The following is a 25,693-nucleotide window of genomic DNA, read 5'->3' as shown; positions in this document are numbered from 1 at the left end:
CTCGGCGCGGTCGTGCAGACCGCGCCCGCGCTGCTGCTCGAAGGCGCGGTCGAGAGCGGCGTGCCGCGCGTCGAACTCGCGATTGCGCGCGGCGTGCAAGGCGAAGGGCTCGCGGCGCCGGCCAATGCCGTGAACGCGACGCTGGCCGCGCTCGCGGGCGCCGCGCCGGTGTCGCTGTACATGCTGACCGAGGTGCCCGGCAACGAACCGGGTTCTTCCGCGACGAGTCCCGCGCGGCTCGCCGCGCACGTCCACGGCGCGAGTCCGCTGCCGTTCGAACAGCTTGCGCGGCGCGCGCTCGAATGTCGCTTCGATCTGTGCCAGTTCGAGTTCGCCTCGCAGCCGTGGCGGCTCGATCGCGCGACGCTCCGGCGTCTGCGTCTGCCGATCCTGCTCGCGGTCGCGGCGCTCGTCGTCGCGGTCATCGGCGCGAACGTGCAGTGGCTGATGCTGTCGCGCCAGCGCGACGCGATCAACACGCAGATGACGGAGCTGCTGCTCAACACGTTCCCGAAGACGACGGTCGTGCTCGACGCGCCCGACCAGATGGCGCGCCAGGTGCAGCAGTTGCGTGTCGCGGCGGGCGAACTGTCGCCGGAAGATTTCCTCTCGCTCGCCGATGGCCTCGCGCGCTCGCTGTCGCCGCTGCCGGTCAACGGCATCGCCGCGCTCGACTATCACGAGCATCGCCTCGAGGTGACGTTCAAACCGGAGATCAAGGTCGATCCCGATTTTGCGAAGCGCCTCGAGCGCAACGGACTCACCGGCGCGATCGACAGCAACACCGGCAAGTGGACCATCAGGAACGGACAATGAAAGCTGAACTCGCTCAAACATGGGCCGGATTCTGGGACCAGCGCACCGATCGCGAAAAGGGGCTGCTGACGTGGGGCGGCGGCGTGCTCGCGGTGGTGGTCGCGTGGTCGGTGCTGTGGGCGCCGGCGCAGGACGGCCGCTCGCACCTCAAGGAATCGCTGCCGGCGCTGCAACGGCAACTCGCGCAGATGACCGCACAGGCGAACGAGGCGCGCTCGCTGTCGGCGGCTGCTCAGGGCGTGGCACCGACCGGCGCGGCCTTGAAGGATGCGTTGACGGCGTCGCTCGGCGATCACGGATTGACCGCGACGCAGGTGCAGTTCATCGGCAACGCGGTGCAGGTGCAGATGAAGAACGTCGCGTTTCCGGCCTGGACGACATGGGTCGACGACGTGCGCAAGCAGTTCAAGGTGCAGGTCGCCGAGGCGCACATCACCGCGTTGAAGGACGACGGCCAGGTGGACCTGACGGTGTCGTTGCAGCCGTCGACCGCAAAATAAGAATGAGCCGTTCGCTACAGGATTTCGCATGAATTACTGGATGTGGCGCGTACGTATCGCGCTGCCCTGGCTCGTGGTCGCATTGTTGTCGGCCGCGGCCGTGATGCTGGCCTTGCTGCCGGCCGCCTGGATCACGCCGCAGTTTGCGCGGCAGACCCATGGCCACGTCAATTTCGTCGACGCGGAAGGCTCACTTTGGCACGGCTCGGCCACGCTGATGCTGGCCGCCGGTTCCGACATGAGCACGGCCACCTTGCTGCCTGGCCGGATCGAATGGCATACGGCGTTCTGGCCATTGTTCACGGGACGCGTGCGCATGGTCATGCGGCACAGCGAGGCGATGCCCGAGCCGGTCACGGTCGACGCGACGCCGCGCGGTGCAACCATCACGCCGGGCGCGCTCGCGGTGCCGGCGTCGCTGCTCGTCGGGCTCGGCGCGCCGTTCAATACGCTCGATCTGCAGGGCGACGTGCAGCTCTCGTGGACGGACTGGCGCAGCTTCAATAGCGAAGCGTTCGGGCAACTGACCATGACGCTGACCGACGTCAGTTCGCGGATTTCGCTCGTCAAGCCGCTCGGTTCGTATCGGGTCCGTTTGCAGGCGCAGGGCACTTCGTCGACGCTCGATCTGAGCACGCTCAAGGGACCGCTGATGCTGAACGGCAGCGGCACGGTGTCGGCGGCTTCGACGTCGTTTCATGGCACGGCGAGCGCCGCGCCCGAGGCGCGCGACAACCTGGCCGGCCTGCTGAATCTGCTAGGCCGGCCGAGCGGGCCCGATACGGTGGCGCTGGCTTTCGTGCACTGATTTTCGTGTGCTGATGCGTGCGCGTTGCGGACGTGTGGCGCGATGAAAAAAAGAGGCATGGCCGCGTTGCGCGGTCATGCCTCTTCTGTTTTTGCGGTCCTGCTTTGCTTTGCTCTTGCTTCGCTTTGCGATTGATTCTTCGTTGATGCTTCAGCGGTTCGCGAGCGGCGTGGCGTTTATTTGCCCGGCACTTGGGGTTGCGCCTCCATGCCGTTCTGCGCCGTGTTTGACATCTCGCTACGCGCTACCGGCGTGGCGGCCATCGCCACGGCAGCGCCGCTTGCCGCGGCTGCCGCGCCCGGCGTGACCGCAGCCGCAGCCGCAGCCGGCAACGGAGCCGGCGCAGCCACCTCGCCCGTCTCACGATTCATCTGCGACGCGTCCCAGCCGCCGCCGAGCGCCTTCACCAGCCCCACCGACGACACCATCCGCTGCCCCGCGATGCTCTCGAGCTTCTGCTCGGCCGTGAACGCGGTGGTCTGCGCGGTCAGCACGTTGACGAAGCCGACCGTGCCCGCCTTGTACTCGTTGGTGACGATCGCGAGCGCCTGGCGGGCCGACTCGACCGCCTGCCGCTGCACGACGATTTCCTGTTCGAGGATGCGCTGCGACGCGAGGTTGTCCTCGACGTCCTGGAACGCGGTCAGCACCGTCTGACGATAGGTGGCGACGTCGGCGTCGTAGGCGGCGCGCGCGGCGTCGGTTTGCGCCTTGCGCAGGCCAGCGTCGAAGATCGTCCCGGCGAGTTGCGGGCCGAGCGTCCAGAAGCGCGACGGCAAGGTCAGCAACTGCGAGAACACCGAGTTCTCGAAGCCGCCGGTCGCCGATACCGTCAGCGACGGGAAGAACGCCGCGATCGCGACGCCGATCTGCTCGTTTGCGGCCGCGGCCTTGCGCTCGGCCGAGGCGATGTCCGGCCGCCGTTCGAGCAGCGCCGACGGCATTTGCGCGGGCACGGCGGGCGGCGTCGCGGTGAGCGGCATCGGCGGCAGCGAGAACATCGAGGCCGGCATGCCGATCAGCACCGCGATCGCATGCTCGTCCTGGGCGCGCTGGATGCCGTTGTCGATTGCCGCGGCCTGCGCCGATTGCAACTGCGTTTGCGCCTGAATCACGTCCGAGCGCGCGGCGACGCCGGCCGCGTACTGGTTCTGCGTGAGTTGCAGCGAGCGCTGATAGGCCGCGACGGTGTCGTCGAGCAGCTTTTGCGTGGAGTCGAGCGCGCGCAGCGAGAAGTAGGTTTGCGCGAGCGTGGCCTGGGCCGACAGGCGCGCGTTCGCGAGGTCGGCGGCGGCGCCCTGCTGGCCGGCCTTCTGCGCGTTGACCGAGCGCGTGACCGAACCCCACAGGTCCGGCTCCCAGCTGGCGTCGAGCTGGACGTTGAAGTTGTTGTTGATGCCGGTGCGGTTTGTCGCCGTCGTCGAATTACCGCCCGACGACGTGCCGTTGCCCGAGCGCGTCGCGCCCGCCGACGCGCCGATGGTCGGGAAATACGCGGCACGCGCCTCGCCGACCAGCGCGCGCGCCTGCCGGTAGCTCGCGGCGAACTGCGCGATGGTCTGGTTCGCGGCGTTCAGCTTGTCTTCGAGTTCGTTGAGCTTCGGGTCTTCGTAGATGGCCCACCAGTCGCCACGATCGTACTGATCGGCCGGTTCGGCGACCTTCCAGCCGGGGGCGGCTTCTTTGTACGACGCCGGGATCTCGGTGGCCGGCCGCTGATAGTTGGGGCCGACCGCGCAGGCGGCCACGAGCATCGCGCAGGCCGCGCTTACGGCAAGGGTCAGAGCGCGCGGCGCAAGCGGCCGCGCGCGCGAGGTTCGATCAGACTGCATGCAATGGATTCCTTCTGGACGCCGCGGTGCGGCCGGAGCGGCGCCACCGGCCGGGCGAGATCGTGGTCTGCCGGAATGTTAGCGTATGAGCCCGCACGAGCGCGGGAAACTGAAAGGTGAAAGCGTAATGCGTGGCTACGCGCAGGTGTGTTACTTGCGGTATTGAGATGGTTACGCGTTGTTACCGCGTGAGGCGAGGAGCGGCGGGCGCCGGGTGGCGCGTGTGTGGCGAGCGGGCAAAGTCGCGCGTCGAATCGCGGCGGACGCGCGCACTGAACGCGCGCCGACGATCAAACCCTCGTTTCCGCCGGTTTGGCCTGTCTTTGCCGCGCCAGCTTGCCGGCTGCGGCCCGGCACGGCTTACCGCCGCGCGCCTGGCAGCCCGTGGCGGCGTTTGCCGCGGGAGCCGCAATGGCTTTTGCCGTAGCCGCGCTGGCTTCCACGGACAGCACGATCGCCGGGTTGTCCACGGCCGCTACCTTGTTCTTCGCGCGCTTCGTTTCCCGCCGATGCTCCACCCACGCGAGCAGCGCGACGCCGACCGATCCGCCCGGCAGCACGAACAGTCCTGCGAACAGCGCGAGCTTCCACCAGCGGTGCGGACCTTGGAAGTTCCTGTGTGCGGAATCGGTCAGTGAGCGGCTCAGGCCGCCAAGCGTGTTTTTGAGGTACAGCATCGGGGAAATCCTGTTTTTGCGCGTCGCGGAGCCGCGGCGTGCGGACGATCGGTCAGAACATGGTCTCGAAAGGCGCGTATCGCGCGAAACTCATTGCTTAACATAATATTGACTATGCAATTAGTTTTCAACATACTGCACTCCTTGAACGACCGGAGTGTTGTTTTTCTGCCGGTCAGTCGTTTGAAAATGCGATTTGACTTGCCTGCTTAGGCAGCTAAACTTCCCTCTGCCTGTCGATGTTGCGGATACACCATGGCTGATGGCCCTTACCACGCGGACGAGACCGATCTCACGACGAGTCTCGGCTATTACCTGACGAAAGCGCGCAACGTGCTGGTCGAGCGCACGGACCGCGCGGTCAAGCCGCTGGGGCTGACCGCGCAGCAGATCGGCGTGATCCTGATGCTGTCGTCGCGGCGCGCGAGCACGCCGTTCGAGCTGTCGCGCGCCATGTCGTACGACAGCGGTTCGATGACGCGTCTGCTGGATCGTCTTGAAAAGAAAGGTTTTGTGGTGCGCACGCGCAGCAGCGACGACCGGCGCATGGTGAAGCTGGAACTGACGCCGCAGGGCCATGACGCCGCGCGGCAATTGCCGGGCCTCGGCGTCGCGGTGCTCAACGAGCAGCTGCGCGGTTTCAGCGCCGACGAACACGCCACGCTGATTCATCTGCTCAGCCGCTTCATTGCGAACGGGCCGGACGGAGGGGGCGGCGGATGTTGTGGATTGACCGCGCAGCCGGATGTGCCGGACGCGTGATCTGAAGACCCATCGCCGCAAGGCGGTGGCGCGCAACAACAAGGCAACGAGGCGCTTCCCCAGGCGCCATTGCCTGAAGAAAGCTGTCTGGGCAGAGGATGATGCGGCATGAAAGCGGCGCGTTTGAAGCGCGCGATAAAGCTGCTGTGACAAGCTTTCCCGGCTGAGGAGAACAACCTATGGATGCCACGGCTTCCGATGCTACGCCGCTTGCCGACGAACCCGCCCAGCTACAGGGCGGCACGCTTGCCCTGCTGACCGTCGGCCTTGCGCTCGGCACCTTCATGGAGGTGCTCGACACCTCGATCGCGAACGTCGCGGTGCCGACCATTTCCGGCAGCCTCGGCGTTGCCTCCAGCCAGGGCACCTGGGTGATCTCGTCGTATTCGGTCGCCTCGGCGATTGCCGTGCCGCTGACCGGCTGGCTCGCGCGACGCGTCGGCGAAGTGCGGCTGTTCACGCTGTCGGTGCTGCTCTTTACGCTCGCGTCGGCGGCCTGCGGCTTCGCGCACAACTTCGAATCGCTGATCGTGTTCCGGCTCGTGCAAGGGCTCGTGTCCGGGCCGATGGTGCCGCTCTCGCAAACGATCCTGATGCGCTCCTATCCGCCCGCGAAGCGCGGACTCGCCCTCGGCCTCTGGGCGATGACCGTGATCTGCGCGCCGATCTTCGGTCCCGTGATGGGCGGCTACATTACCGACAACTTCACGTGGCCGTGGATTTTCTACATCAACGTGCCGATCGGCCTGTTCTCGGCGATTTGCGCGTACCTGCTGCTGCGCGGCCGCGAGACGAAGACGACGCAGCAGCGCATCGACGTGATCGGCCTCGCGCTGCTCGTGACCGGCGTGTCGTGCCTGCAGATGATGCTCGACCTCGGCAAGGACCGCGACTGGTTCAATTCGACGTTCATCGTGACGCTCGCGGTGATCGCGCTCGTGTCGATCGCGTTCCTGCTCGTATGGGAGTTGACGGAGGAGGAGCCGATCGTCGATCTGTCACTCTTCAAGGATCGCAACTTCGCGCTCGGCGTCGTCATCATCTCATTCGGCTTCATGGCGTTCTTCGGCTCGGTGGTGATCTTCCCGCTGTGGCTCCAAACGGTAATGGGCTACACGGCCGGCCTCGCGGGCCTCGCCACGGCACCCGTCGGATTGCTCGCGCTGTTCCTCTCGCCGATGATCGGCAAGAACATGCATCGGCTGAATCTGCGCATGGTCGCGAGCTTCGCGTTTATCGTGTTCGCGATCGTGTCGTTCTGGAACTCGACGTTTACGCTCGACGTGTCGTTCGGTGGCGTGATTCTGCCGCGGCTCGTGCAGGGCATCGGCGTGGCGTGCTTCTTCGTGCCGATGACGACGATCACGCTCTCCAGCGTGTCCGACGAACGGCTCGCGAGCGCGTCGGGTCTGTCGAATTTCTTCCGCACGTTGTCGGGCGCGATCGGCACGGCCATCAGCACGACGTTCTGGGAGAACGACACGATCTATCACCATGCGATGCTCGCCGATACGGTCAACGTGTATTCGCCGAATACCAATGCCTATACGAATGCGCTCGCGGGCGTCGGGCTTTCCGGCGACAGCCTCACTGCTCAGTTGAACCAGGTGGTGACCTCGCAGGCGTACATGATGGCCACCAACGATTTCTTCCGCATTTCCTGCGCGGCGTTTCTCGTGCTGGCGGTGCTGGTGTGGATCACGAAGCCGCGCAAGGGCGTGGGGCCTTCGATGGGGCATTGAGCCGTTGCACGCCGATGCGGCGAGCGCGCATGCCGACGCTCGAGCGCCGCGTGTCGTTCGCATCGGCGTAACGTGTTGTTGATGCGTGGGGCGTACCTGTGCGATCACTGCGACGCACGCCCCGCGCACTACTGCGACATCGCCTCGCCGTTCGGCGTCGCCGGCGGCTTTTCCGGCATTGCTTCCGGATGCATCGCGGCAGGCTCCGGCGATTGCGCGGGCTTTGCTCCACCCTGCGGCGCTTCAGCACTCGCGCCTCTCACGTACTGCTTGAAATCGGCGCCCGCTTGCCACGGGTTCGGCTTGCATCCCAATGCGCCGTCGCAATGCGCGGAGAAGCCGATGGTCGCGGTGCCATCCGGATTCTCGGTGCGCGTGATCTGATACGCGAGTGCGCGCTTGCCGCCATCGGGGCCGGTGGTCTGGATCAGCGAATCGGTTGCGGTTTCGATCTTGTACTTCGAATGACTCGCTACCCATGACTGCGCACGTTGCCACCAGAGATCGCATTCGGTCCGGCTCGAACACGTCAACGGTGTGGTCGCGATCTGCATGACGTCCGGATCGACCTGGCCCTGCGTCGAACACCCTGCCGTCGCCACCAGACACAGCGCGGCCCACAGACATTTGCTCATCACGTTGGTACCTCCCGCTGCGGAGCGTGTCATACCACTTTGGACCGCAACGCCGGGGCGGTGTTTCATGCGCCTCGGAGAATCGTTGGCGCGCGCGGAGAATTTGCCGATCGGTGGCGCGAACCGCAAGTGTCGTGCGTAAAGCCTACCAGCTGCCTACTCGTAGCCTACCCGCGGCTCATTTGCACGATGCCCTGGGTCGAATGGCGCGGCGAACAAAAAAGCGGCCACGTGGGCCGCTTTCTCTTTCTTCACATCAGTTGCGCGTCGTTCAGACGCTAAAACGATTGAGCGTATACGCCCGATAAGCAGCGACGAACGCATCGAACGAACCGACTTCTTCGCGTTCGAGCTTCGCCTGTTCGTCGAGCGATTGTACCGCGAGGTCGGCGAACTCTTTCGCCTTCGCGGCATCGAGCGGACGCGAGCGGAAATACGCGGCATGTGCCTCGCTCTGTTCGAGACCGAACGCGATAAAGCTCTGCTGCCTGTCGCGCATCGTTTGCAGCACGCGCGCCGACGGCGTCAGCGACGCGTCCGCGAGTTTCGCGCGTTGCGCGGCCACGGCGCGCGCATGCGCGTCGCCGCCCTGCAGCGTGTCGAGCGCGGCCGCGGCCGCGTCGATCTTCGCGAGCAGTTCGTCGGCCCAATCGGTCATCGCAACGGTCTTGCCGTCGCGGATCAGTTCGAGGCCGGGCTTGCGGCCTTCCATCGTCACGCGGCCGAAGTTCTGGTTCGCTTCGGCATAGGCGGGCGGCGGCAACGGCGCGCTGTCCTCGAGTGCACAGACGAGCAGATAGGCGTCGAGAAAGCGCGAGGTCTCCAATGAAATACCGGTCGGCTCGAACGGATCGATATCCATGCAACGCACTTCGACGTATTGCACGCCGCGCGCGGCGAGCGCGTGCAGCGGCCGCTCGCCCGGATACGTGACGCGTTTCGGACGAATCGTCGAATAGAACTCGTTTTCGATCTGCAGCACGTTGGTGTTGATCTGCACCCACTCGCCGTCGCGTTGCGTGCCGATCTGCTCGTAGGCCGGATAGGGCTGGCTCACCGCCTTCGCGAGCGCGTCGAGATAGCCGGGCAGCGTGTCGTAGTCGGCGTGCAGCGCGGCTTGCGCGGTGGTGTTCGAATAGCCGAGATCGCTCATGCGCAGGCTTGTTGCGTACGGGCGATACAGCGTGTCGGCGTCGAAGCTGTCGAGCGCGTGCGGGCGATCGCGCAGGAAGCGGCGATCGAGCGCCGGCGACGCGCCGAACAGATACATCAGCAGCCAGTTCGTGCGGCGGAAATTGCGGATCAGCGCGAGGTAGCGCTCGGACTGGAAATCGACGGCGTTCGCGGTGGACTGCTGATCCGCATGCAGCTGCCGCCATACTTCTTCGTTCAGCGAATAGTTGTAGTGGATGCCTGCGATGCACTGCATCGCGCGGCCATACCGCAGCGCGAGGCCGACGCGATACACGTACTTGAGCCTGCCGATGTTCGAGCTGCCGTAGTGCGCGATCGGAATGCCCTCGTCGGCGGCGGGCAGGAGGCCCGGCATCGAGTTGTTCCAGAGGATCTCGCCGCCGAGTTCGGCATAGACGAAACGATGCAGCGTGTCGAGTTTTGCGAGCGTGTCGGCAACGTCCTGTTCGGCCGGCGTAATCAGTTCGAGCAGCGCTTCGGAGTAGTCCGTGGTCAGCGAAGGATGCGTGAGCGCCGAGCCGAGAGCGCGCGGATGCTGCGTCATCGCGAGCTGGCCGTCGTGCGTGACGCGCAGGCTTTCCTTTTCGATGCCGCGCAGGCCGCGTATCAGCGCCTCGCGTTGCGGGCTCGAGGTCAGCACGGACAGGCGGTGCGAGAACGCATCGGTCGTGCGGGAAGGTTTCGTGTTTGGCATTGATGCGAGTCGCGCGTTGCCGCCGCAGCGTACCGCCTGGCCTGATTATCACCTGATGTTTCGCTGGCGATACGGCGGGACGGTGCGGCGACAACGTTCGGCGGAATTTTCAGTAGCGGGCACTTTAACATCTCGCCAGAACGGCTGCTTGCGGCCACTTCGGCGGGATGCGCGCGCTGCTTGCCGGCGCGCCGCATCTGCTGTTCCGGCGACGCAACTCGCTGCTGCATGTTGCGTGACGCTATTCGTGCAGCGATCGCAAACCGCGTACGGCGGGTCGCCTCGCCTCACCTGGCCGTCGACATGACGGCCGTCGACTCAACCGCCACGGGCCGCGCCTGCTCGATCCGCGATCTCGTTCCACAGATGCATCGCCGCGTACGCGCGATATGGCCGCCACGCATCGGTGCGGCTGCGCTGCTGCGCGGGGCGCACGAGCGACGGATCGCGCGCGCAGATTGCCTGCATCAGCACGAGGTCCGACGCGGGCCACGCGTCGGGGTCGCGCCAGGCGCGCATCGCGACGTACTCGACGGTCCACGGGCCGATGCCCGCGAGCGCGAGCAAGGCGCCTCGCAGGCTCGTGGCGTCGACGGTGTCGCTGTCGAGCGGCACCTCGCCGCTCGCGACCGCGCGCGCGAAGCCTTGCAAGGCGGCGACGCGTTTGCCCGGCATGCCGATCTGCGCGAGGTCGACCTCGGCCAGCGCGGCGGGCGTCGGGAAACGCCACGCGGTGTTCTCATGCGGATGAGCTTCGATGCGCTCGCCCGCGCGCTGCACGAGCCGTCCGATGATCGTCGTCGCGGCCTTCACGCTGACCTGCTGGCCGACGATCGCGCGCACCACGAGCTCGAAGCCGGACCATGCGCCCGGCACGCGCAGGCCGGGCACCGCCTCGACGAGCGGCGCGAGCCACGGATCGGCGGCGAAGCCCGCGGCAATCTGCTTCGGATCGGCGCGCAGGTCGAACATCTTCGCGATCGGCGCGGCGAGCGCGTCGGCGTGACGGCTCGCGGGCCCGTCGATACTCGCGACGATGCAGCGCTTGCGCGGATGCAGACGCACGCTGAGCGTGCCGCCGTCGCCGTTCCAGTCGATCGCGCGGCGATACGCGCCGTCTTCGACGGCTTCGACGCCCGGCGTCGCGCGGCCGCCGAAAAAGCGCAGCAGGCGCGGCCAGTCGAAGGGTGGTTTGAAGGGCAGTTCGAGGGTTGCGACGTCGTTATGCGTAGTCACGCGGCGTGGTCCAGTCGGGATGTTGTTGTCTTGGCGGGGTTCGGGCTCGCGTCGTCGCGGCCGGTTTTGCGGCGGCCCGCCTCGCTGGCGCCGTGCGCCGCGTCGCCGGCGTGCTGCGCCTCGTTGTCGAGCAAGGCGGCCTTGCGCGGCAGCCCCCAGCGATAGCCGGCGAGCGCCCCGCCCTTCTGCACGACGCGATGGCAGGGAATCGCGAGCGCGACCGGATTCGTCGCGCACGCGCTTGCCACCGCGCGCACGGCGCGTGGCGAGCCGACCGCCTCGGCGATTTGCGAATAGCTGCGCGTTTCGCCGTACGGAATGCGCCGCAGCGCGTCCCACACGCGCTGCTTGAACGCGGTCGAGGCGATGTCGAGCGGCAGGTCGACGTCCTGGCGGGTGCCGCGCAGATACGCGTCGATCTGCGCGACGAACGGCGCGAGCCCGGCGGCGTCTTCGCAGAGCGCCGCGTTGGCGAATTCGCCGCGCAGTTCGTCGATGAGCGGCGCGGGGTCGTCGCCGAAACCGATCTTGCAGATGCCTTTGTCGGTCGCGGCGACGAGCACGAAGCCAAGCGGGGTCGGCGCGCTCGCGTAGCGGACCGTGAGCCCCGCGCCCTTGCGGCGATACGCGGACGGCGCCATGCCGAGTTCGGCCGGCGCGCTGTCGTACATCCGAGACGGCGAGCCGAAGCCGGCGTCGAGCGTCGCGCGCGTGACGTCGGCGCCGCCCTTCAGCGCATCGCGCAACGCGGCCCCGCGCTGCGCGGCCTGGTACTGGCGCGGCGACACGCCGACCACGCGCTTGAAGAGGCGTTGCAGGTGGAACGGGCTCACGTGCACGGCGTCACTCAGTTGCGCGAGCGTGAGGCGCTGCTGCGGATCCGCGTCGAGCGCGGCGCACGCGCGATTCACGATGTCGAGTTCGCGCGGCAGGCCGCCGGGCTGGCAGCGCTTGCAATCGCGGAAGCCCGCGGCGCGCGCGGCGGCGGCATCGGTGAAGAAGGCGACGTTCTCGCGACGTGGCTGGCGCGACGCGCACGACGGCCGGCAGAACACGCCGGTCGTCCTGACCGCGTAGAAGAAGACGCCGTCGGCTTCGCGCTCGCGACGGGTGACGGCGGCCCAGCGGTCGTCGTCGGTGAGCCAGCGGGTGGCGTTGGATTCCTCGCCGGTGGCGGTGCGGATTGCGGCGGAATGGCGGTTGGCGTTCATGATCGTTCCGTGGTCCCTGATGGGCAGGCAATGTCGATGCTCATCAATGTAGGTCCGATGGCGACACACTACGCTCCGGTTCTTGCTCTGTCATTGCAGCCCGCTTTTCCCTACTCGTAACGGGGTCAAAACCCGCCGAATCTCCTTTCAGACGCTTTCAACTCACCTGTAAACCCGCTCCAGGCGGGCGTTTTGCCTCAAATCGCGACAATTTGGCCCGATACCGGGTTTTCCCTTAAAAAGTTATTGCGTCGCATCAACCCGATGTGTATATTAGTACCTGTCTCCTCCATGTCTCCTCCTGATATGGATTCAGCCCGCTCCAATCGAGCGGGCTTTTTTTTGCCCGTCGTTTTTCCCTTCCCCTCCCTCGATCCCGCCGCGCGGTCCTTTCTCCTACACTTCGCTCATTGGTTCTCCGAACCGGCAAGAGGGTGTCCGAGATGAAAATCCATATTCGCGAGATCGACCACGTCGTGATCCGGGCGACGAACGTCGAGACGCTCGCGCGTTTTTACTGCGACGTGCTCGGCTGCAGTCTCGAAAAGGAGCAGCGCGAGCTGGGTCTTACGCAATTGCGCGCGGGACGTTCGCTGATCGATCTGCTGCAGGTCGGCGCAAAGCTCGATCGCGCGGAAAACGGTATGCCGGGCACGGGACGCAATCTGGATCACCTGTGCCTGCGCATCGAATCGTTCGACGTCGCAGCGCTCACGGCGCATCTGGCCGCGCATGGCGCGCGGATCGGCGAACAGGGCGTGCGTTATGGCGCGGACGGCTTTGGGCCGTCGCTGTATCTGTTCGACCCGGAAGGCAATATGGTCGAACTGAAGGGGCCGCCGGACGCGGCGCGGGTGACGTCGCTCTGAGCTTCGGCCAGGGGGCGCTCGGGCCGCCGCGAGCGACGTTGGCCGGTCAGGCCGGCGCCGGCTTCGCGTAGAACTCAGGCGTCGGCGGGCGCCTTCAACACCGTCCAGTCGATTTTCACCGCGTCGGCCTCGGCGCTGCCGAGCCACGCTTCACCATCCTGTACCGTGCATTGCAGCCGCATCGTGCGTTCGGCAAGCGAGCCGAGCGATGCGGCGACGTCCTCGCCGAGCGTCCACACCGTCACGTTGCGCAGACGCTCGACCTTGTTGCGCACGCCCTGCCACCAGATGTCCGAGGTCCGCCCGCCGTACGCGATCACGACTACGTGATTGGCGCGGCCGCTCGCCTTCGCGATGCGCCGCTCGTCGGGCTGGCCGACCTCGATCCACGTTTCGATCGCGCCGGTGAGGTCTTTCTGCCACAAGTCCGGCTCGTCGACATCCGACAAGCCTTTGCAGAACTCGAGCCGTTCCTGCGCGAACAGCGCGAACGCCGCGACGCGGACCATCATCCGGTCGTCGGTTTCCGAGGGGTGACGGGCGATCGTCAGCGAATGGTCGGCGTAATAGTGCCGGTCCATGTCCGCGATCTGTAGTTCCGCCTTGTAAATCGTCGATTTGAGAGCCATGCCGTTGCTGAACCAGGCGCTCGCTCCACCGGAGCGAACGGAAAAAGAATCGTCGACGGCGCGTTGCCGTCTGTCGTATTTGCCATGCATCGCGTGTTCCTCCCGCGCCGTCAGCCGGTGCCTATGACGACGGAAGGAGCATTTATCGGGCCACCACGGGCTCCAGCGGCGCGCCGTAGACCTCGCGAGCCGCGTCGCGCAAGGCGTCGAGTACGATCACGGCGGCCGGCGCCAGCAGATGCGACTGGCGCGTGATGATACCGAATGTATCCATCCTGTACGGTAAATCGATCGGTACCCGTTTCAATACGCCGTACTGTTGGTATTGACGCGCCACTTCCTCAGGTAAAACCGCCAACATGTCGCTTTGCAGGAGCAGGCTCGAAATAGCCAGAAAATTGTTCGTATTGACGACATTTTGCGGCGGATTCAGGCCGATCTGCGAAAACATCAGATCGAAGCGGTGGCGCAGCACGCTGCCCGGCGGATGCAGAACCCAGCTCGCGTTGACGATTCCGCGCAATGTCAAACCTGTCTCATTTTCGAGAGGATGGCCGGGCCGGGCGACCACGCAGAGCGGTTCGTCGGCGAGCGGCTCGTAGCGCACGTCGGTCTTGAGCTGGTTCTGCCGTTCGAGCACGCGGCCGACCATGATGTCGAGATCGCCTTCGGCGAGGCGCGGCAGCATCACGTCCGAGGTCTCGATGTCGGCCCAGATCTGCAATTGCGGATAGCGCTCCTTCACGTTCGCGATCGCACGCGGCACCATCGCCGCGGCGGCGGCCGCGATCACGCCGATGCGCACCTGGCCCGCGAGCCCCGAGCGCAGCGCCGAGATTTCGTCGTGCGCCTGGCTCAGGTTCGACAGCACCATGCGCGCGTGGCGGATCATCACCTCGCCGTAGAGCGTTGCGTGCATGCCGTGCGGCGTGCGGTCGAACAGGCTCACTTCGAGCATGTCCTCGAGTTCCTTGAGCAGCCGCGACGCGGCCGGCTGCGTCATGCCGAGCACGTCGGCCGCGCGCCGCACGTTGCCCTCTTCCTCCATTGCCGCGAGCAGCAGCAGCTGGCGCGTCTTGAGCCGCGCTCGCACGAACCAGTTCGAATAGCTACGCGTCATCGCGTTGTCTCCTTCCGTTTTCGGCGCGCGGCTTGCTGCCCCGAACCGCCCGTCGTGGTGACGGCGGCCGGTCGCCGCGCTTCAGGGCGCCATGATGCCATATCGAAACTGATATCGGAGAGACCTAAAAAGGGATTGGAAAGTTATGACGGCCGCTCATACCATTCGTGGACTTTGTGAGCTTCGCCCGCGCTTGCCGCCTTTTTCCATGCCACGCCGTTTCCGTCGATGAACCGCGATCCGCTCGTCCCGCTCGTTGCCAGCCCGTTTCGCCATTACATCAATGGTGGATGGGAGACCGGCGCGACCGCGGGCATGTCGTTCAATCCGTCGGACCTGGGCGACCCGGTCGGCGAATACGCGCGGGCCGACGTGCGGCAGACCGACAGTGCGATCGAGGCCGCCCACGCGGCGTTTCGCGACTGGTCGCTCGCGTCGGCGCAGCGCCGCGCGGACGCGCTCGACGCGATCGGCAGCGAAATGCTCGCGCGCCGCGACGAACTGGGGCGGCTGCTGGCGCGCGAAATCGGCAAGGTGTTGCCCGAAGCGCTCGCCGAAGCGACGCGCGCGGGCCAGCTCTTCAAGCTGTTCGCGGCCGAGGCCTTGCGAGCATTCGCCGAGCCGCTCGCGTCGGCGCGCGCCGGCGTCGAGATCGACATGACGCGTGAGCCGCTCGGCGTGGTCGGCATCATCGCGCCGTGGAGCGCGCCGCTCGCGATCGCCGCGGCCAAGATCGGCGCCGCGCTCGCGCACGGCAACTGCGTCGTCTACAAGCCGGCCGAATCGGCGCCGGCCTGCGCGGCGGCCTTGGCCTCGATCATCAGCCGCGCGGGTTTGCCGGCCGGCGTGTTCAACCTCGTGATGGGCAGCGGCCGCAAGGTCGGCGCGCGCATCGTCGGGCATCCGCTCGTCGCGGCGATCAGCTTCACGGGCTCGACCGAAACCGGCACGCGCGTGCTGCAGGCGGCCGCCGCGCGCCAGGCACGCGTGCAGCTCGAAATGGGCGGCAAGAATCCGTTCGTCGTGCTCGCCGACGCCGATCTCGACGGCGCGGTCGAGGCGGCGCTGACCGGCGCCTATAGCGCGACGGGCCAGCGTGGCACGGCGTCGGCGCGGCTCATCGTCGAGCGCGCGGTGTTCGCGCCGTTCGTCGACGCGTTGCAGGCGAAGCTCGCCAGACTCACCGTCGATCACGCGCTGAAGCACGGCACCGACATCGGTCCGGTCGCGAACGCGGCGCAGCTCGAACGCAATCTCGACTACGTGCGCATCGGCGAGCAGGAAGGCGCGCAACTGCTGCACGGCGGCCGGCCTCTGGAGCGCGCGACGCGCGGCTATTTCTTCGAACCCGCGCTGTTTATCGGCGAGGCGGAGCACCGCATCGCCCGCGACGAGATTTTCGGGCCGCTCGCGGTCGTGCTGCGCGCCGACGACTACGAGCACGCGCTCTATCTCGCGAACGACACCGCCTATGGTTTGTGCGCCGGCATCTGCACGCGCTCGCTCGAACGCGCGCGGCATTTTCGCCGCCATGTGCAGAGCGGGCTCGTGACGATCAATCTGCCGACCACCGCCGTCGAGCATCACGGACCCGGCGGCGGGCGCAAGGCCTCGGCCTATGGCGCGACCGACGCGGCGTTCTGGACGGCCGTGAAAACGGCCTACGTGGCGGGCTGAGCGCCATGAGCCGCGCTCACGCATTCGCTACCGGTTGCGCGCATCGGCTCACGCGGCGCTTCATGTGCTGCTCGCGCTTTCGTCCGCAACCTCACCCGCAAATTCACCCGGATTCGCGCGACGGCTGAGGCCGCCGCGCACTGCCCTGCTGCAATTACACGACATCAATGCAGCTTTTCAACCTCAGGAGACAAAGATGACCAGCAAGCTTCGCCGTTTGACCCTGACCGCGATGGCCGCAGCGGCCCTCGCCGCGCCGTTTGCCGCGCAACTGTCCGCACGCGCCGATGAGCCGCTCAAGGTCGGCTTCCTCGTGAAGATGCCGGAACAGGCGTGGTTCATCAACGAACAGAAGGCCGCGACCGCGCTCGGTCAGAAGGACGGCTTCTCGGTCGTCAACATCGGCACGCCGGACGGCGAAAAAGTGCTGGCCGCGATCGACAACCTCGGCGCGCAGGGCGCCAAGGGCTTCGTGATCTGCGCGCCCGACGTGCGTCTCGGACCGGCGATCCAGGCGCGCGCGAAGCGCTACAACATGAAGTTCGTGACCGTCGACGATCAACTGGTCGACTCGACCGGCAAGCCGCTCGCGAACGTGCCGCACCTCGGCATGTCCGCGTTCAAGATCGGCAATCAGGTGGGCCAGGCGATCAGCGACGAAATGAAGCGCCGCGGCTGGAAGCCCGAGGAAGTCGGCGCGCTGCGCATCACCGACTATGAACTGCCGACCGCGAAACTGCGCACCGACGGCGCGACGCAGTCGCTGCTCGCGGGCGGCTTCAGGAAGGAAAACATTTTCGACGCGCCGCAGAAAACGACCGACGACGAAGGCGGCTTCAACGCGGTATCGCCGGTGCTCGCACAGCATCCGAACATCAAGAAGTGGGTGATCTTCGCGCTCAACGAGGAAAGCGTGCTCGGCGGCGTGCGCGCGACCGAGCAGCTGCATATTCCGGCCGCGGACGTGATCGGCGTCGGCATCAACGGTGCGGGCGAAGCATTCGCCGAGTTCCAGAAGAAGGAGCCGACCGGCTTCTACGGCACGATCGCCGTGAGTTCGACGAACCACGGCAAGGAGAGCACCGAGAACCTCGTCGAGTGGATCAAGGACGGCAAGCAGCCGCCCGCCGACACGCAGACCACCGGCAAGCTGATGGTGCGCGACAACTGGCTGGACGTGCGCAAGGAGCTTGGTATTTGAGGCGCGGCATTTAACCCGCGGCATTGGGCTCGCAGTATTTCACCGGCATTTAAGCGAGGTTTCTCGCCGCCGTGGCGGGCCGCATCGCGCTCGTATGTTCATGCGTTCATGTGTTTAGCCGCACGAGCGCGAGGTGGCCCGCGCAGGTTCCACCTGTTTGAGGTTTCTCGATGACGTCCTTCTCCACCGGGTCCCACGACGGCGCGGCGGCGCTCGCGCCCTCGCCCGCTTCCGGCGACCCTTATCTGCAACTCGACGGCATCACCGTGCGCTTTCCGGGCGTGCTCGCGCTCGACCAGGTCTCGCTCGAAGTACGGCGCGGCGAAGTGCATGGCCTGATGGGCGAAAACGGCGCGGGCAAATCGACGCTGCTGAAGGTGCTGTCCGGCGTCAATCATCCGGTCGCGGGCACGCTGTCGCTCGACGGCGTCGAGCAGCAGTTTGCGACGACCAAAGCGGCGATCGCGGCGGGCATCGCGATCATCTATCAGGAACTGCATCTGGTGCCGGAGCTGACCGTCGCCGAAAACCTGATGCTCGGCGCGTTGCCGAATCGCTTCGGTATCCTCGACGAAAAGGCGCTCGTCGCACGCGCGATGCGCGAGCTCGAACGGCTCGGCGAAAAGATCGACCCGTCGCAGCAGGTCAAGCATCTGTCGATCGGCCAGCGGCAGATGATCGAGATCGGCAAGGCGCTGATGCGCGACGCGCGCGTGATCGCCTTCGACGAGCCGACCAGTTCGTTGTCGTCGCGCGAAACGACGCAGCTGTTCCGCATCATCCGCGCGCTGAAGGCCGAAGGCCGCGCGATCATCTACGTCACGCACCGGATGGACGAGGTGTACGAACTGTGCGATCGCGTCACCGTGTTTCGCGACGGCCGCCGCATCGACACGTTCGAGGCCGGCGCGGAACTCGATCGCGACCGGCTGATCAGCTGCATGGTCGGCCGCTCGATTACCGACGTGTATGGCTATCGCACGCGCAACCTCGGCGACGTGCAACTCGACGTGAAGGCGCTGCTAGGACCGGGGCTGCGCGAGCCGGCTTCGTTCGCCGCGCGCAAGGGCGAGATCGTCGGCTTCTTCGGGCTCGTCGGCGCGGGCCGCTCCGAGTTGATGAAGCTGATCTACGGCGCGGTGAAACCGAGCGCCGGCGAGATTGCGCTGAAGGGCCGGCGCGTGCAGTTCGCGACGCCGCGCGACGCGGTGCGCGCCGGTGTTGCGCTGTGTCCCGAGGATCGCAAGCAGGAAGGCATCGTCTCGATCGCGTCGGTATCGGACAACCTCAACATCAGTTGCCGCCGCCACTTCAGCCGCTTTCACGTGCTCAACGGCCGCAAGGAAGCGCAGACCACGCGCGAGTTCATCGGCAAGCTCGCGATCAAGACGCGCAACGGCGACACGCCGATCGGCACGCTGTCGGGCGGCAATCAGCAGAAGGTGATCCTGTCGCGCTGGCTCGCGGAAGAGATCGACGTGTTCCTGATGGACGAGCCCACGCGCGGCATCGACGTCGGCGCGCGTAGCGAGATTTACGGGCTGCTGTACGGGCTTGCCGAAGCGGGCCGCACGGTCATCGTCGTGTCGAGTGATCTTGCCGAAGTGATCGGCGTGACCGATCGCGTGATCGTGATGAAGGAAGGACGCATCGTCGGCGATTTGCCGAAAGCGCAGGCCACGCCCGATGCGCTGATCAAGCTCGCGTTGCCGCGCTGAGCGTCGGGCCGATCGCGCTGGGCTCACTTTGCTTCACGCCCTGCTTGCCCGCTCGCTCGCCAACTCGGTGAACGCAACCGGAACGCGCCGTTGCAAGCGCACTACCGCAGCCAAAACGGCACGAAAAACCGCATGAAAAACGGCATTAAAACGGCATTAAAACGGAACAGACACCATGAATACACCTTCAACCGATTCCTCGACCCCCGCCGTCGCCGCCACGGGTCTCACCGCGCGAGCCGCGCGCACCTGGGACCTCATCAACAAATCCGGCATCGTGATGGTGTTCATCATCCTGTTCGCGGTGCTGTCGTTCACGGTTCCCGACTTTCTGAGCACGCGCAACATCCAGGGCCTGCTGCTCTCGGTCACGCTGATCGGCTCGATCTCCGTCACGATGATGTTCGTGCTCGCGCTCGGCGAGGTGGATCTGTCGGTCGCGTCGATCGTCGCGTTTTCGGGCGTGGTGGCGTCCGTGCTGATTACCGCGACGCATAGCGTGTTCATCGGCATCGTGGCCGGCGTGCTCGCGGGCGGCGCGGTCGGGCTCGTGAACGGCACGCTCGTCGCGCGCTACAAGATCAACTCGCTGATCGTCACGCTCGCGATGATGGAAGTCGTGCGCGGCCTCGCCTACATCACGTCGAACGGCGACGCGGTGATGATTTCCGAAGAGCGCTTCTTCGATCTCGGCGGCGGTTCGTTCCTCGGCATCTCGTATCCGATCTGGAGCAACATCGTCGGCTTCGTGCTGTTCGGCTTTCTGTTGAAGAAAACCGTGTTCGGCAAGAACGTGCTGGCCGTCGGCGGCAATAGCGAAGCGGCCGTGCTCGCGGGGCTGCCGGTCACGCGCATCAAGATCACCGTGTTCGTGCTGCAAGGTCTCGTGACCGGCTTCGCGGGCGTGATGCTCGCGTCGCGCATGAGCCTCGGCGATCCGAAGACGTCGGTCGGGCTCGAACTCGGCGTGATTTCGGCCTGCGTTCTCGGCGGCGTGTCGCTGACAGGCGGTGTCGCGACGATTTCGGGCGTGCTGGTCGGCGTGCTGATCATGGGCTCGGTGCAGGACGCGATGAGCCTGCTGAACGTGCCGACGTTTTACCAGTACCTGATTCGCGGCGGCATTCTGCTGCTCGCGGTGCTGTTCGACCAGTTCCGCCGCAGCAAGCGCGTGCACTGACGCCCGCTTGCCCCGCTCTTTGCCGGTTTTTCCTGCGCTTGCGAGAAGGCGTGCTGCCGATGCGGATTGCTAATCCGCATCGGCTTTTTTATTGCATCGCCGTATTGCATCCTCGGTAGGCAAAGGGCAATAAAAAAACGGCCGGGCATCACGATGCCGGGCCGCTTCTTGGCTCACGTGTTCATGCTGCCCGCTTTCAAAACCGGCAGTTGCACACGTCAATCCGCATTCCGGCTTTTGCCGGAAAAACGGTACTCCCTATTGCAGGGGTTTTGACTATTGCCTGATAAACCGGTCGTTTGCCCAGAGTCCTTCGGTGTCGCTATTGCTGGAATTCACGAACTCGACGTCGTGGCCGACCACGCGCACGACCCGGAAACTGGAATCCTGCGGCGTCGATACGCATTGAAATCCGGAGAAGAATTCCTGCATCTGCTGCTGTTCGCCGGCTTGCGCATGCTGGTCGGCGGCATCGAGCTTATCCTTCGACACGCAGCCATACGCATTGGCCTTGAACTGAATCGTTTGCTGCGGCTTGATCATGACGTCTTGCGCCTGAACGCTTGCGGCAGCCAAACCCGCCATGGCGAAAACAACGGCGATTCGAGTTTTCATTTTTTTCCTCCGGTGCAGGTCAGAATGCTCAGGTTAGCTATGTATTTAACTTTAACGGCGGACCCGCAACTTGCACTTTAGGAGAACGGGAAAGAAGGACAAGCACATTTTGTGTGCGGTCGCAACAGTGGCGGATTGTCGCACCTCATGCCGCATCTGATTAATCCTTGAGCAGGTGCCTGAACGAGCCGGAATGAAACGGATAACTAAAAGATCGACGGCGCGCACGCCTTTAACAGGTAATGCATTGCACGGCGTATTCGCGTAAACGCGCAGCATCAATTAAGCGATTTAATAAAATGAATGCGCGGATTTTGTGCGACGCACACAAAGTCATCGGGCGGGCAAAGCCAGTCATGCGAAATAACGGTGTATGTGCAGAAGATAAACGATGCCAGGTGCGCAACGGCTCGCCTGGCCGCACTCGCTAAATCACTCCGAACGCGTGTCGGATTTGAAGAAATCCGCCTGAAACAGGCACATGCGCAGCGCATTGTGATACTGGCCGTTGCTGAAAAATTCCTCGATCAATTCGGCCTCGTGCCTGAAGCCGCATTTCTCGTAAACGTGAATCGCCGCCGCATTCGATTTATCGACGATCAGGTAGAGCTTGCGCATGTTCAGAACCGAAAACGCATAGTCGATCGCGAGGCGGGTCGCGACGCTCGCGTAGCCGCGACCCTGCGCATGCGGCGCGATGATGATCTGAAACTCGCCGCGCCGATGGATGTAGTCCAGCTCGATCAGCTCGACGAGCCCGACCGTCGCACCCTTGTTGTCGATCGCGACGAAGCGCCGCTCGCGCAGATCGTGCACGTGCTCGTCGTAGAGCTGGCTCAGTTCGGAGAAGGCTTCATAAGGCTCTTCGAACCAGTACCGCATGATCTTGGCGTCGTTGTTCACGTCGTGGACGAAGCGCAGATCGGTGCGTTCGAGCGGGCGCAGGCTCAGTTCGCGGCTACGTTCGATGGTCATGGCATTCCCCTTGAGAGCCAGCGGTTCGGATCCCGGCGTTGCATGCAGCGCATGTAACGCGGTCTTTTTTTCACGTCGATGCCGGTTAGTCTACGTGTAACGAGGGCGAGTTCGCGGCGGGCGCTGGGCGCCGGGCGCATGCAAGGCGTCGTTGCCCCGCGTGCGGTAAAGCATGCGCCAGGCGCAAAGCCGCGCGAACAGGCGAGGGCAGCGCGGTGTTTCGCCAGCGGCCGCCAGCATCGAGCGTTTATGCGCGGCGAGACGCCTGACGGGCATAAGCGGTGCTCTACAATGAAATCATGCTCCTGTGATGGAGGCTATCGTGAGCGAGCACCTGATATTGGGAATCTTTCTGGTGGTTCCGCTGCTGATCGTCGCGTTTCTTTTCTCAGACGAACTGTGGCAGGAACACCGTCATCTGCACGAAGGGCGACCGTTGCATGCGCGGCCGAGGCGCATCGACTGGCGCCATCCGCTGCGCCGTTCGCGCGATCATCGGCTGTGAGGTTGGGCGGTGGATCGACCATGAAGCGGACGTGAAGTCCAGGGCATGCTATTGCCCGGCGCGCCCGAAAAAAAGCCTGCCGCTCAGGCAGGCTAAAAAAGAGATCCACACTCAATGCCTTGAGTTACAAGGCAGTAGACAGTCTAGCGGCGCTGCGCCTATTGGTGGTTTCAACGGCTTTTACAGATGTTACGGCGCATGACCTGCATGGCCCATGTGACTTAAGTGGCAACTTCAGGTCTGGGCGGCAAATGGCGTCGGCGGCTAACCGGCCGGGCACGCCCGGCCTCAATCGGCGCGCCAATGCGCGCGAATCCGTTTGGCCAGCGCTTCGAGCGTGTCCGCGTCGGCGGGTTCGCGCGCATGCATTTTCAGCGGATGGCCTTCCCAGCGCGGAATCACGTGGAAATGCACATGCGGCACGGTTTGTCCGGCCGCCGCGCCATTGAACTGGCCGATGAACACGCCGTCCGGGCGCAAGGCCGCGCGCACGGCAATCGCGAGCTTCTGCGCCATGCGCATCGACGCGACCAGCGAGGCGTCCGACAGATCGAAAATTTCCGCGACCGCTTCCTTCGGCACGACGAGCAGATGACCGTCGGCCTGCGGCATCAGGTCCATAAAGGCCAGAGCACGGTCGCTTTCGGCCACCTTGATGCACGGTAATTCGCCGCGCAGAATTTTCGCGAACGGGTTGCTGTCGTCGTAGCTCATCGCGTTTCCTTTCCTCGTTGGACTGGGTGGGGTTACCGGTCGATAGTAACGGGGCCGCCGCGTTTTTTTGCGCCGTTTTGGGCGTCGCTTTCGGCGCCGCGTTCCTTACGCGGTCTTGCCCGTTCTCCGTCGATTGTCCGCCGCGATTGTTACGCTATCGCCTTGACGGCGAGAAACCGGCTCAACCGCTCGTCGCCACCTGGTTCTTGCCGTCGCGTTTGGCGCGATACAGGCCGACGTCGGCGGCTTCGATCAGCGTCGTCACCGGTTGCACGATCGACGGCACGAGGCTCGCCACGCCGATGCTGATCGTCACGACGCTCGTCGCGGAGCCCGCATGGGTAATCGCGAGGTCTTCGATCGCGATGCGGATTTTTTCCGCGAGCAGCCGCAAGCCGCCGGCGGACGTGCCCGGCACCACCACCGCGAACTCTTCGCCGCCGAAGCGCGCCGCGAGATCGGACGCGCGGCCGAGGCACGATTCGATCGTATGCGCGACGCTCTTGAGCACTTCGTCGCCGGCGACGTGCCCGTAGGTGTCGTTGTAGGCCTTGAAGTTGTCGACGTCGATCATCAGGAAGCCGAGGCCGGTTTTGTCGCGCGCGCCGCGGCGCCATTCGGCGGTGAGGTACTGATCGAGATAGCGCCGGTTCGACAGCCCCGTCAGGCCGTCCGAATGCGTGAGCCGCTGCAGTTCCAGATTGGTCGCGAGCAACTGCTGCTGCGACTGCCGCAGCGCGCGATACGCCTCGTCGCGTTGCAGCAGGTTCAGATACGAGCGCGAGTGATAGCGGATACGCGCGATCAGCTCGATGCGATCCGGCAGTTTCACGAGGTAATCGTTGGCGCCGGCCGCGAACGCCGCGCTTTTCACGAGCGGCTCCTCCTTGGTCGACAGCACGATGATCGGCATGTCGCGCGTGGCCGGATTCTGCCGGTACTGCCGTACCAGCGTGAGACCGTCCGTGCCCGGCATCACGAGATCCTGCAGGATCACCGTGGCGCGGGTGGTCTCGGCGCACTGCACCGCCTCTTCCGGCGACGCGCAGTAGTGAAAGTCGACGCCGGGCTCGCCGGCGAGCGCGAGGCGCACCGCCTCGGCGATGATCGCCTGGTCGTCGACGAGCAGCACCATGATCGGGCACTCGGCCGCGGGCGGGTTGGCGAGGATGCGCGCGAGCGCGTCGTCGATGGCGAGGCTGGGCGCATCTTCCACGTCGAGCGCGTGTGCCGGTGCCTGTGCCGGTGTGTTCGCTTCGTCTGCGGCATGCTGCGCAGCGGCGTTCTGGGGCGGTTTAGGCGTGTCCATGTCGTTCAGCCAGAATGAATATCGGGAAATCCACGTCAATGTGCAAAGGGGGCCTCGCGCTCGCCGATGGCGGCCACGAGCGCGTCGGCGATGCGCGGCAACGGCAGGATCGCGGCGGCGGCGTCGAGCGCGGCGGCCGCCTTCGGCATGCCGTACACGGCGCTCGTGGCCTCGTTCTGCGCGATCGTGTAATGACCCTTGGTGCGCATCGCCTTCAGGCCGATCGCGCCGTCGCGGCCCATGCCGGTCAGCAGCACGCCGACCGCGCGCGCGGGCCAGCGCGCCACCACGCTGTGAAAGAACACGTCGACGGAAGGGCGGTACGGCGTTTCCTCGGGCACGCGCGTGTAGCCGAGCATGTTCGGCAGCTTCAGATGCAGATGGTCGTCGGTGGCGGCGAGCAGCACGACGCCTGCCTGCGGCCGGTCGCCTTCGCGCGCGATGCGCACCGGCAGCGCCGACTGCTGGTTGAGCCAGTCCGCCATGCCCGCGGCGAACGCGGCGTCCACGTGCTGCACGATCACGAGCGCGGCGCCGAAGTCCTTCGGCAGACCGCCGAGCAGGGTCGCGAGCGCGGCCGGCCCGCCCGCCGAGGCGCCGATCGCGACGAGCGGCGGCACGCGGCTGCGCGCACTCGCGCCATCCGCGGGCGCGGCCGCGCGCGGCGCGTGGCGCTCCTTCACGAGCGCGGCCACGCTGTCGACCTTGGCGATCAGCATGGCGATGCTCTTGTGCGCGTCGGGGCCCGAGAGCGACGGCGTATCGACCGCGTCGAGCGCGCCCGCGCCCATCGCTTCGTAGACGCGCCAGGCGTTCGCGCCGACGTCGACGGTGACGATCAGGATCGCGCACGGCGCGCGCGCCATGATGCGGCGCGTCGCCTCGATGCCGTCGACGTTGGGCATCACGAGATCCATCAGCACGATATCGGGCCGCTGCGTGACGCAGAAATCGACGGCCTGCTGGCCGTCCTGCGCGACCCACAGGACTTCGTAGTCCTCGCGCGCCGCGAGTGCGCGCCGCAGTGCCTCGACGGCGAGCGGCATGTCGTTGACGATTCCGATCTTCATCTGT

24 protein-coding genes are annotated in these 25,693 nt (G+C 65.5%); 11 read left to right on the top strand and 13 right to left on the bottom strand.

The features are described from left to right. The 3 genes from gspL to F3J19_RS30995 all read left to right on the top strand — a co-directional run. Window positions 1–816 (top strand): type II secretion system protein GspL (gspL, locus tag F3J19_RS31005; protein WP_240159366.1); only part of this gene is annotated, 816 nt, incomplete at its 5' end. After that, window positions 813–1,316, top strand: coding sequence for a type II secretion system protein M (locus tag F3J19_RS31000; RefSeq protein WP_167050096.1), 504 nt, complete (start codon window positions 813–815; stop codon window positions 1,314–1,316). The genes gspL and F3J19_RS31000, both read left to right, overlap by 4 nt. Before the next feature lie 28 nt (window positions 1,317–1,344). Then, on the top strand, window positions 1,345–2,124 hold the full coding sequence (locus F3J19_RS30995) for a type II secretion system protein N (protein WP_167050094.1): 780 nt from the start codon (window positions 1,345–1,347) through the stop codon (window positions 2,122–2,124). Window positions 2,125–2,300: 176 nt separating this feature from the next. On the opposite strand, the gene F3J19_RS30990 is transcribed toward F3J19_RS30995, so the two are convergent. Both F3J19_RS30990 and F3J19_RS30985 read right to left on the bottom strand, forming a co-directional pair. Further along, window positions 2,301–3,956: an efflux transporter outer membrane subunit gene (locus F3J19_RS30990; protein WP_167050092.1), complete on the bottom strand. Its 1,656-nt coding sequence runs from the start codon at window positions 3,954–3,956 to the stop codon at window positions 2,301–2,303. Window positions 3,957–4,246: 290 nt separating this feature from the next. Further along, on the bottom strand, window positions 4,247–4,633 hold the full coding sequence (locus F3J19_RS30985) for a hypothetical protein (RefSeq protein ID WP_167050090.1): 387 nt from the start codon (window positions 4,631–4,633) through the stop codon (window positions 4,247–4,249). 255 nt (window positions 4,634–4,888) lie between these two features. On the opposite strand from F3J19_RS30985, the gene F3J19_RS30980 reads away from it, so the two are divergent. Continuing rightward, window positions 4,889–5,395: a MarR family transcriptional regulator gene (locus F3J19_RS30980; RefSeq protein WP_167050088.1), complete on the top strand. Its 507-nt coding sequence runs from the start codon at window positions 4,889–4,891 to the stop codon at window positions 5,393–5,395. 179 nt (window positions 5,396–5,574) lie between these two features. Continuing rightward, window positions 5,575–7,137, top strand: a complete 1,563-nt coding sequence (locus F3J19_RS30975) for a DHA2 family efflux MFS transporter permease subunit (protein WP_167050086.1) — start codon at window positions 5,575–5,577, stop codon at window positions 7,135–7,137. 128 nt (window positions 7,138–7,265) lie between these two features. Here the strand turns inward: F3J19_RS30975 and F3J19_RS30970 are convergent, their stop codons facing one another. From F3J19_RS30970 to ada, 4 genes are all read right to left on the bottom strand, one after another. Further along, on the bottom strand, window positions 7,266–7,772 hold the full coding sequence (locus F3J19_RS30970; RefSeq protein WP_205193407.1) for a hypothetical protein: 507 nt from the start codon (window positions 7,770–7,772) through the stop codon (window positions 7,266–7,268). A 271-nt stretch (window positions 7,773–8,043) separates the two neighbouring features. Then, the gene (gene gshA / locus F3J19_RS30965) at window positions 8,044–9,660 is read right to left on the bottom strand and encodes a glutamate--cysteine ligase (RefSeq protein WP_167050084.1); all 1,617 of its coding nucleotides are present in this window, start codon (window positions 9,658–9,660) and stop codon (window positions 8,044–8,046) included. A 318-nt stretch (window positions 9,661–9,978) separates the two neighbouring features. After that, entirely contained in the window at window positions 9,979–10,896 is a 918-nt protein-coding gene (locus tag F3J19_RS30960) for a DNA-3-methyladenine glycosylase (protein WP_167050082.1), read from the bottom strand. Continuing rightward, on the bottom strand, window positions 10,893–12,107 hold the full coding sequence (ada, locus tag F3J19_RS30955; RefSeq protein ID WP_205193405.1) for a bifunctional DNA-binding transcriptional regulator/O6-methylguanine-DNA methyltransferase Ada: 1,215 nt from the start codon (window positions 12,105–12,107) through the stop codon (window positions 10,893–10,895). Before ada ends, F3J19_RS30960 begins: the two co-directional genes overlap by 4 nt. A 443-nt stretch (window positions 12,108–12,550) precedes the next feature. On the opposite strand from ada, the gene F3J19_RS30950 reads away from it, so the two are divergent. Continuing rightward, window positions 12,551–12,976 (top strand): VOC family protein, encoded by a 426-nt coding sequence (locus F3J19_RS30950; protein ID WP_167050080.1) that lies wholly within the window; start codon window positions 12,551–12,553, stop codon window positions 12,974–12,976. 74 nt (window positions 12,977–13,050) lie between these two features. Here the strand turns inward: F3J19_RS30950 and F3J19_RS30945 are convergent, their stop codons facing one another. Together F3J19_RS30945 and F3J19_RS30940 are read right to left on the bottom strand one after the other, a co-directional pair. Then, window positions 13,051–13,605 carry a YaeQ family protein gene (locus F3J19_RS30945; protein ID WP_167050078.1) on the bottom strand — a complete coding sequence of 185 codons (555 nt, stop codon included), beginning with the start codon at window positions 13,603–13,605 and terminating at the stop codon, window positions 13,051–13,053. Window positions 13,606–13,747: 142 nt separating this feature from the next. Next, entirely contained in the window at window positions 13,748–14,725 is a 978-nt protein-coding gene (locus F3J19_RS30940) for a LysR family transcriptional regulator (protein WP_167050076.1), read from the bottom strand. Window positions 14,726–14,953: 228 nt separating this feature from the next. On the opposite strand from F3J19_RS30940, the gene F3J19_RS30935 reads away from it, so the two are divergent. The 4 genes from F3J19_RS30935 to araH all read left to right on the top strand — a co-directional run bounded on the left by F3J19_RS30935 (window position 14,954) and on the right by araH (window position 20,501). Beyond that, on the top strand, window positions 14,954–16,402 hold the full coding sequence (locus F3J19_RS30935; RefSeq protein WP_167050074.1) for an aldehyde dehydrogenase family protein: 1,449 nt from the start codon (window positions 14,954–14,956) through the stop codon (window positions 16,400–16,402). Window positions 16,403–16,598: 196 nt separating this feature from the next. Next, a complete protein-coding gene (locus F3J19_RS30930) occupies window positions 16,599–17,603 on the top strand; it encodes an arabinose ABC transporter substrate-binding protein (protein WP_167050072.1) in 1,005 nt (334 codons plus the stop codon). A 170-nt stretch (window positions 17,604–17,773) separates the two neighbouring features. After that, on the top strand, window positions 17,774–19,321 hold the full coding sequence (gene araG / locus F3J19_RS30925; RefSeq protein ID WP_167050070.1) for an L-arabinose ABC transporter ATP-binding protein AraG: 1,548 nt from the start codon (window positions 17,774–17,776) through the stop codon (window positions 19,319–19,321). A 175-nt stretch (window positions 19,322–19,496) separates the two neighbouring features. Continuing rightward, entirely contained in the window at window positions 19,497–20,501 is a 1,005-nt protein-coding gene (araH, locus tag F3J19_RS30920; protein WP_167050068.1) for an L-arabinose ABC transporter permease AraH, read from the top strand. Window positions 20,502–20,777: 276 nt separating this feature from the next. Here araH and F3J19_RS30915 read toward each other — a convergent pair whose 3' ends face one another. Further along, on the bottom strand, window positions 20,778–21,116 hold the full coding sequence (locus F3J19_RS30915) for a hypothetical protein (protein ID WP_167050065.1): 339 nt from the start codon (window positions 21,114–21,116) through the stop codon (window positions 20,778–20,780). 432 nt (window positions 21,117–21,548) lie between these two features. Next, window positions 21,549–22,091, bottom strand: coding sequence for a spermidine N1-acetyltransferase (gene speG / locus F3J19_RS30910; RefSeq protein ID WP_167050063.1), 543 nt, complete (start codon window positions 22,089–22,091; stop codon window positions 21,549–21,551). A gap of 322 nt (window positions 22,092–22,413) precedes the next feature. On the opposite strand from speG, the gene F3J19_RS30905 reads away from it, so the two are divergent. Then, the gene (locus F3J19_RS30905; RefSeq protein ID WP_167050061.1) at window positions 22,414–22,596 is read left to right on the top strand and encodes a hypothetical protein; all 183 of its coding nucleotides are present in this window, start codon (window positions 22,414–22,416) and stop codon (window positions 22,594–22,596) included. A gap of 288 nt (window positions 22,597–22,884) precedes the next feature. Here the strand turns inward: F3J19_RS30905 and F3J19_RS30900 are convergent, their stop codons facing one another. From F3J19_RS30900 to F3J19_RS30890, 3 genes are all read right to left on the bottom strand, one after another. Beyond that, window positions 22,885–23,310, bottom strand: coding sequence for an HIT family protein (locus F3J19_RS30900; RefSeq protein WP_167050059.1), 426 nt, complete (start codon window positions 23,308–23,310; stop codon window positions 22,885–22,887). 181 nt (window positions 23,311–23,491) lie between these two features. Beyond that, window positions 23,492–24,619, bottom strand: a complete 1,128-nt coding sequence (locus F3J19_RS30895; protein ID WP_167050057.1) for a diguanylate cyclase — start codon at window positions 24,617–24,619, stop codon at window positions 23,492–23,494. Between the two features lie 35 nt (window positions 24,620–24,654). Next, on the bottom strand, window positions 24,655–25,689 hold the full coding sequence (locus tag F3J19_RS30890; protein ID WP_167050055.1) for a chemotaxis response regulator protein-glutamate methylesterase: 1,035 nt from the start codon (window positions 25,687–25,689) through the stop codon (window positions 24,655–24,657). Between the last annotated feature and the right edge of the window lie 4 nt (window positions 25,690–25,693).

The sequence above is a fragment of the Burkholderia sp. Ax-1724 genome, from assembly GCF_011752995.1.
Classification (GTDB): domain Bacteria; phylum Pseudomonadota; class Gammaproteobacteria; order Burkholderiales; family Burkholderiaceae; genus Paraburkholderia.
This window is presented reverse-complemented; position numbering and strand designations above follow the sequence as displayed.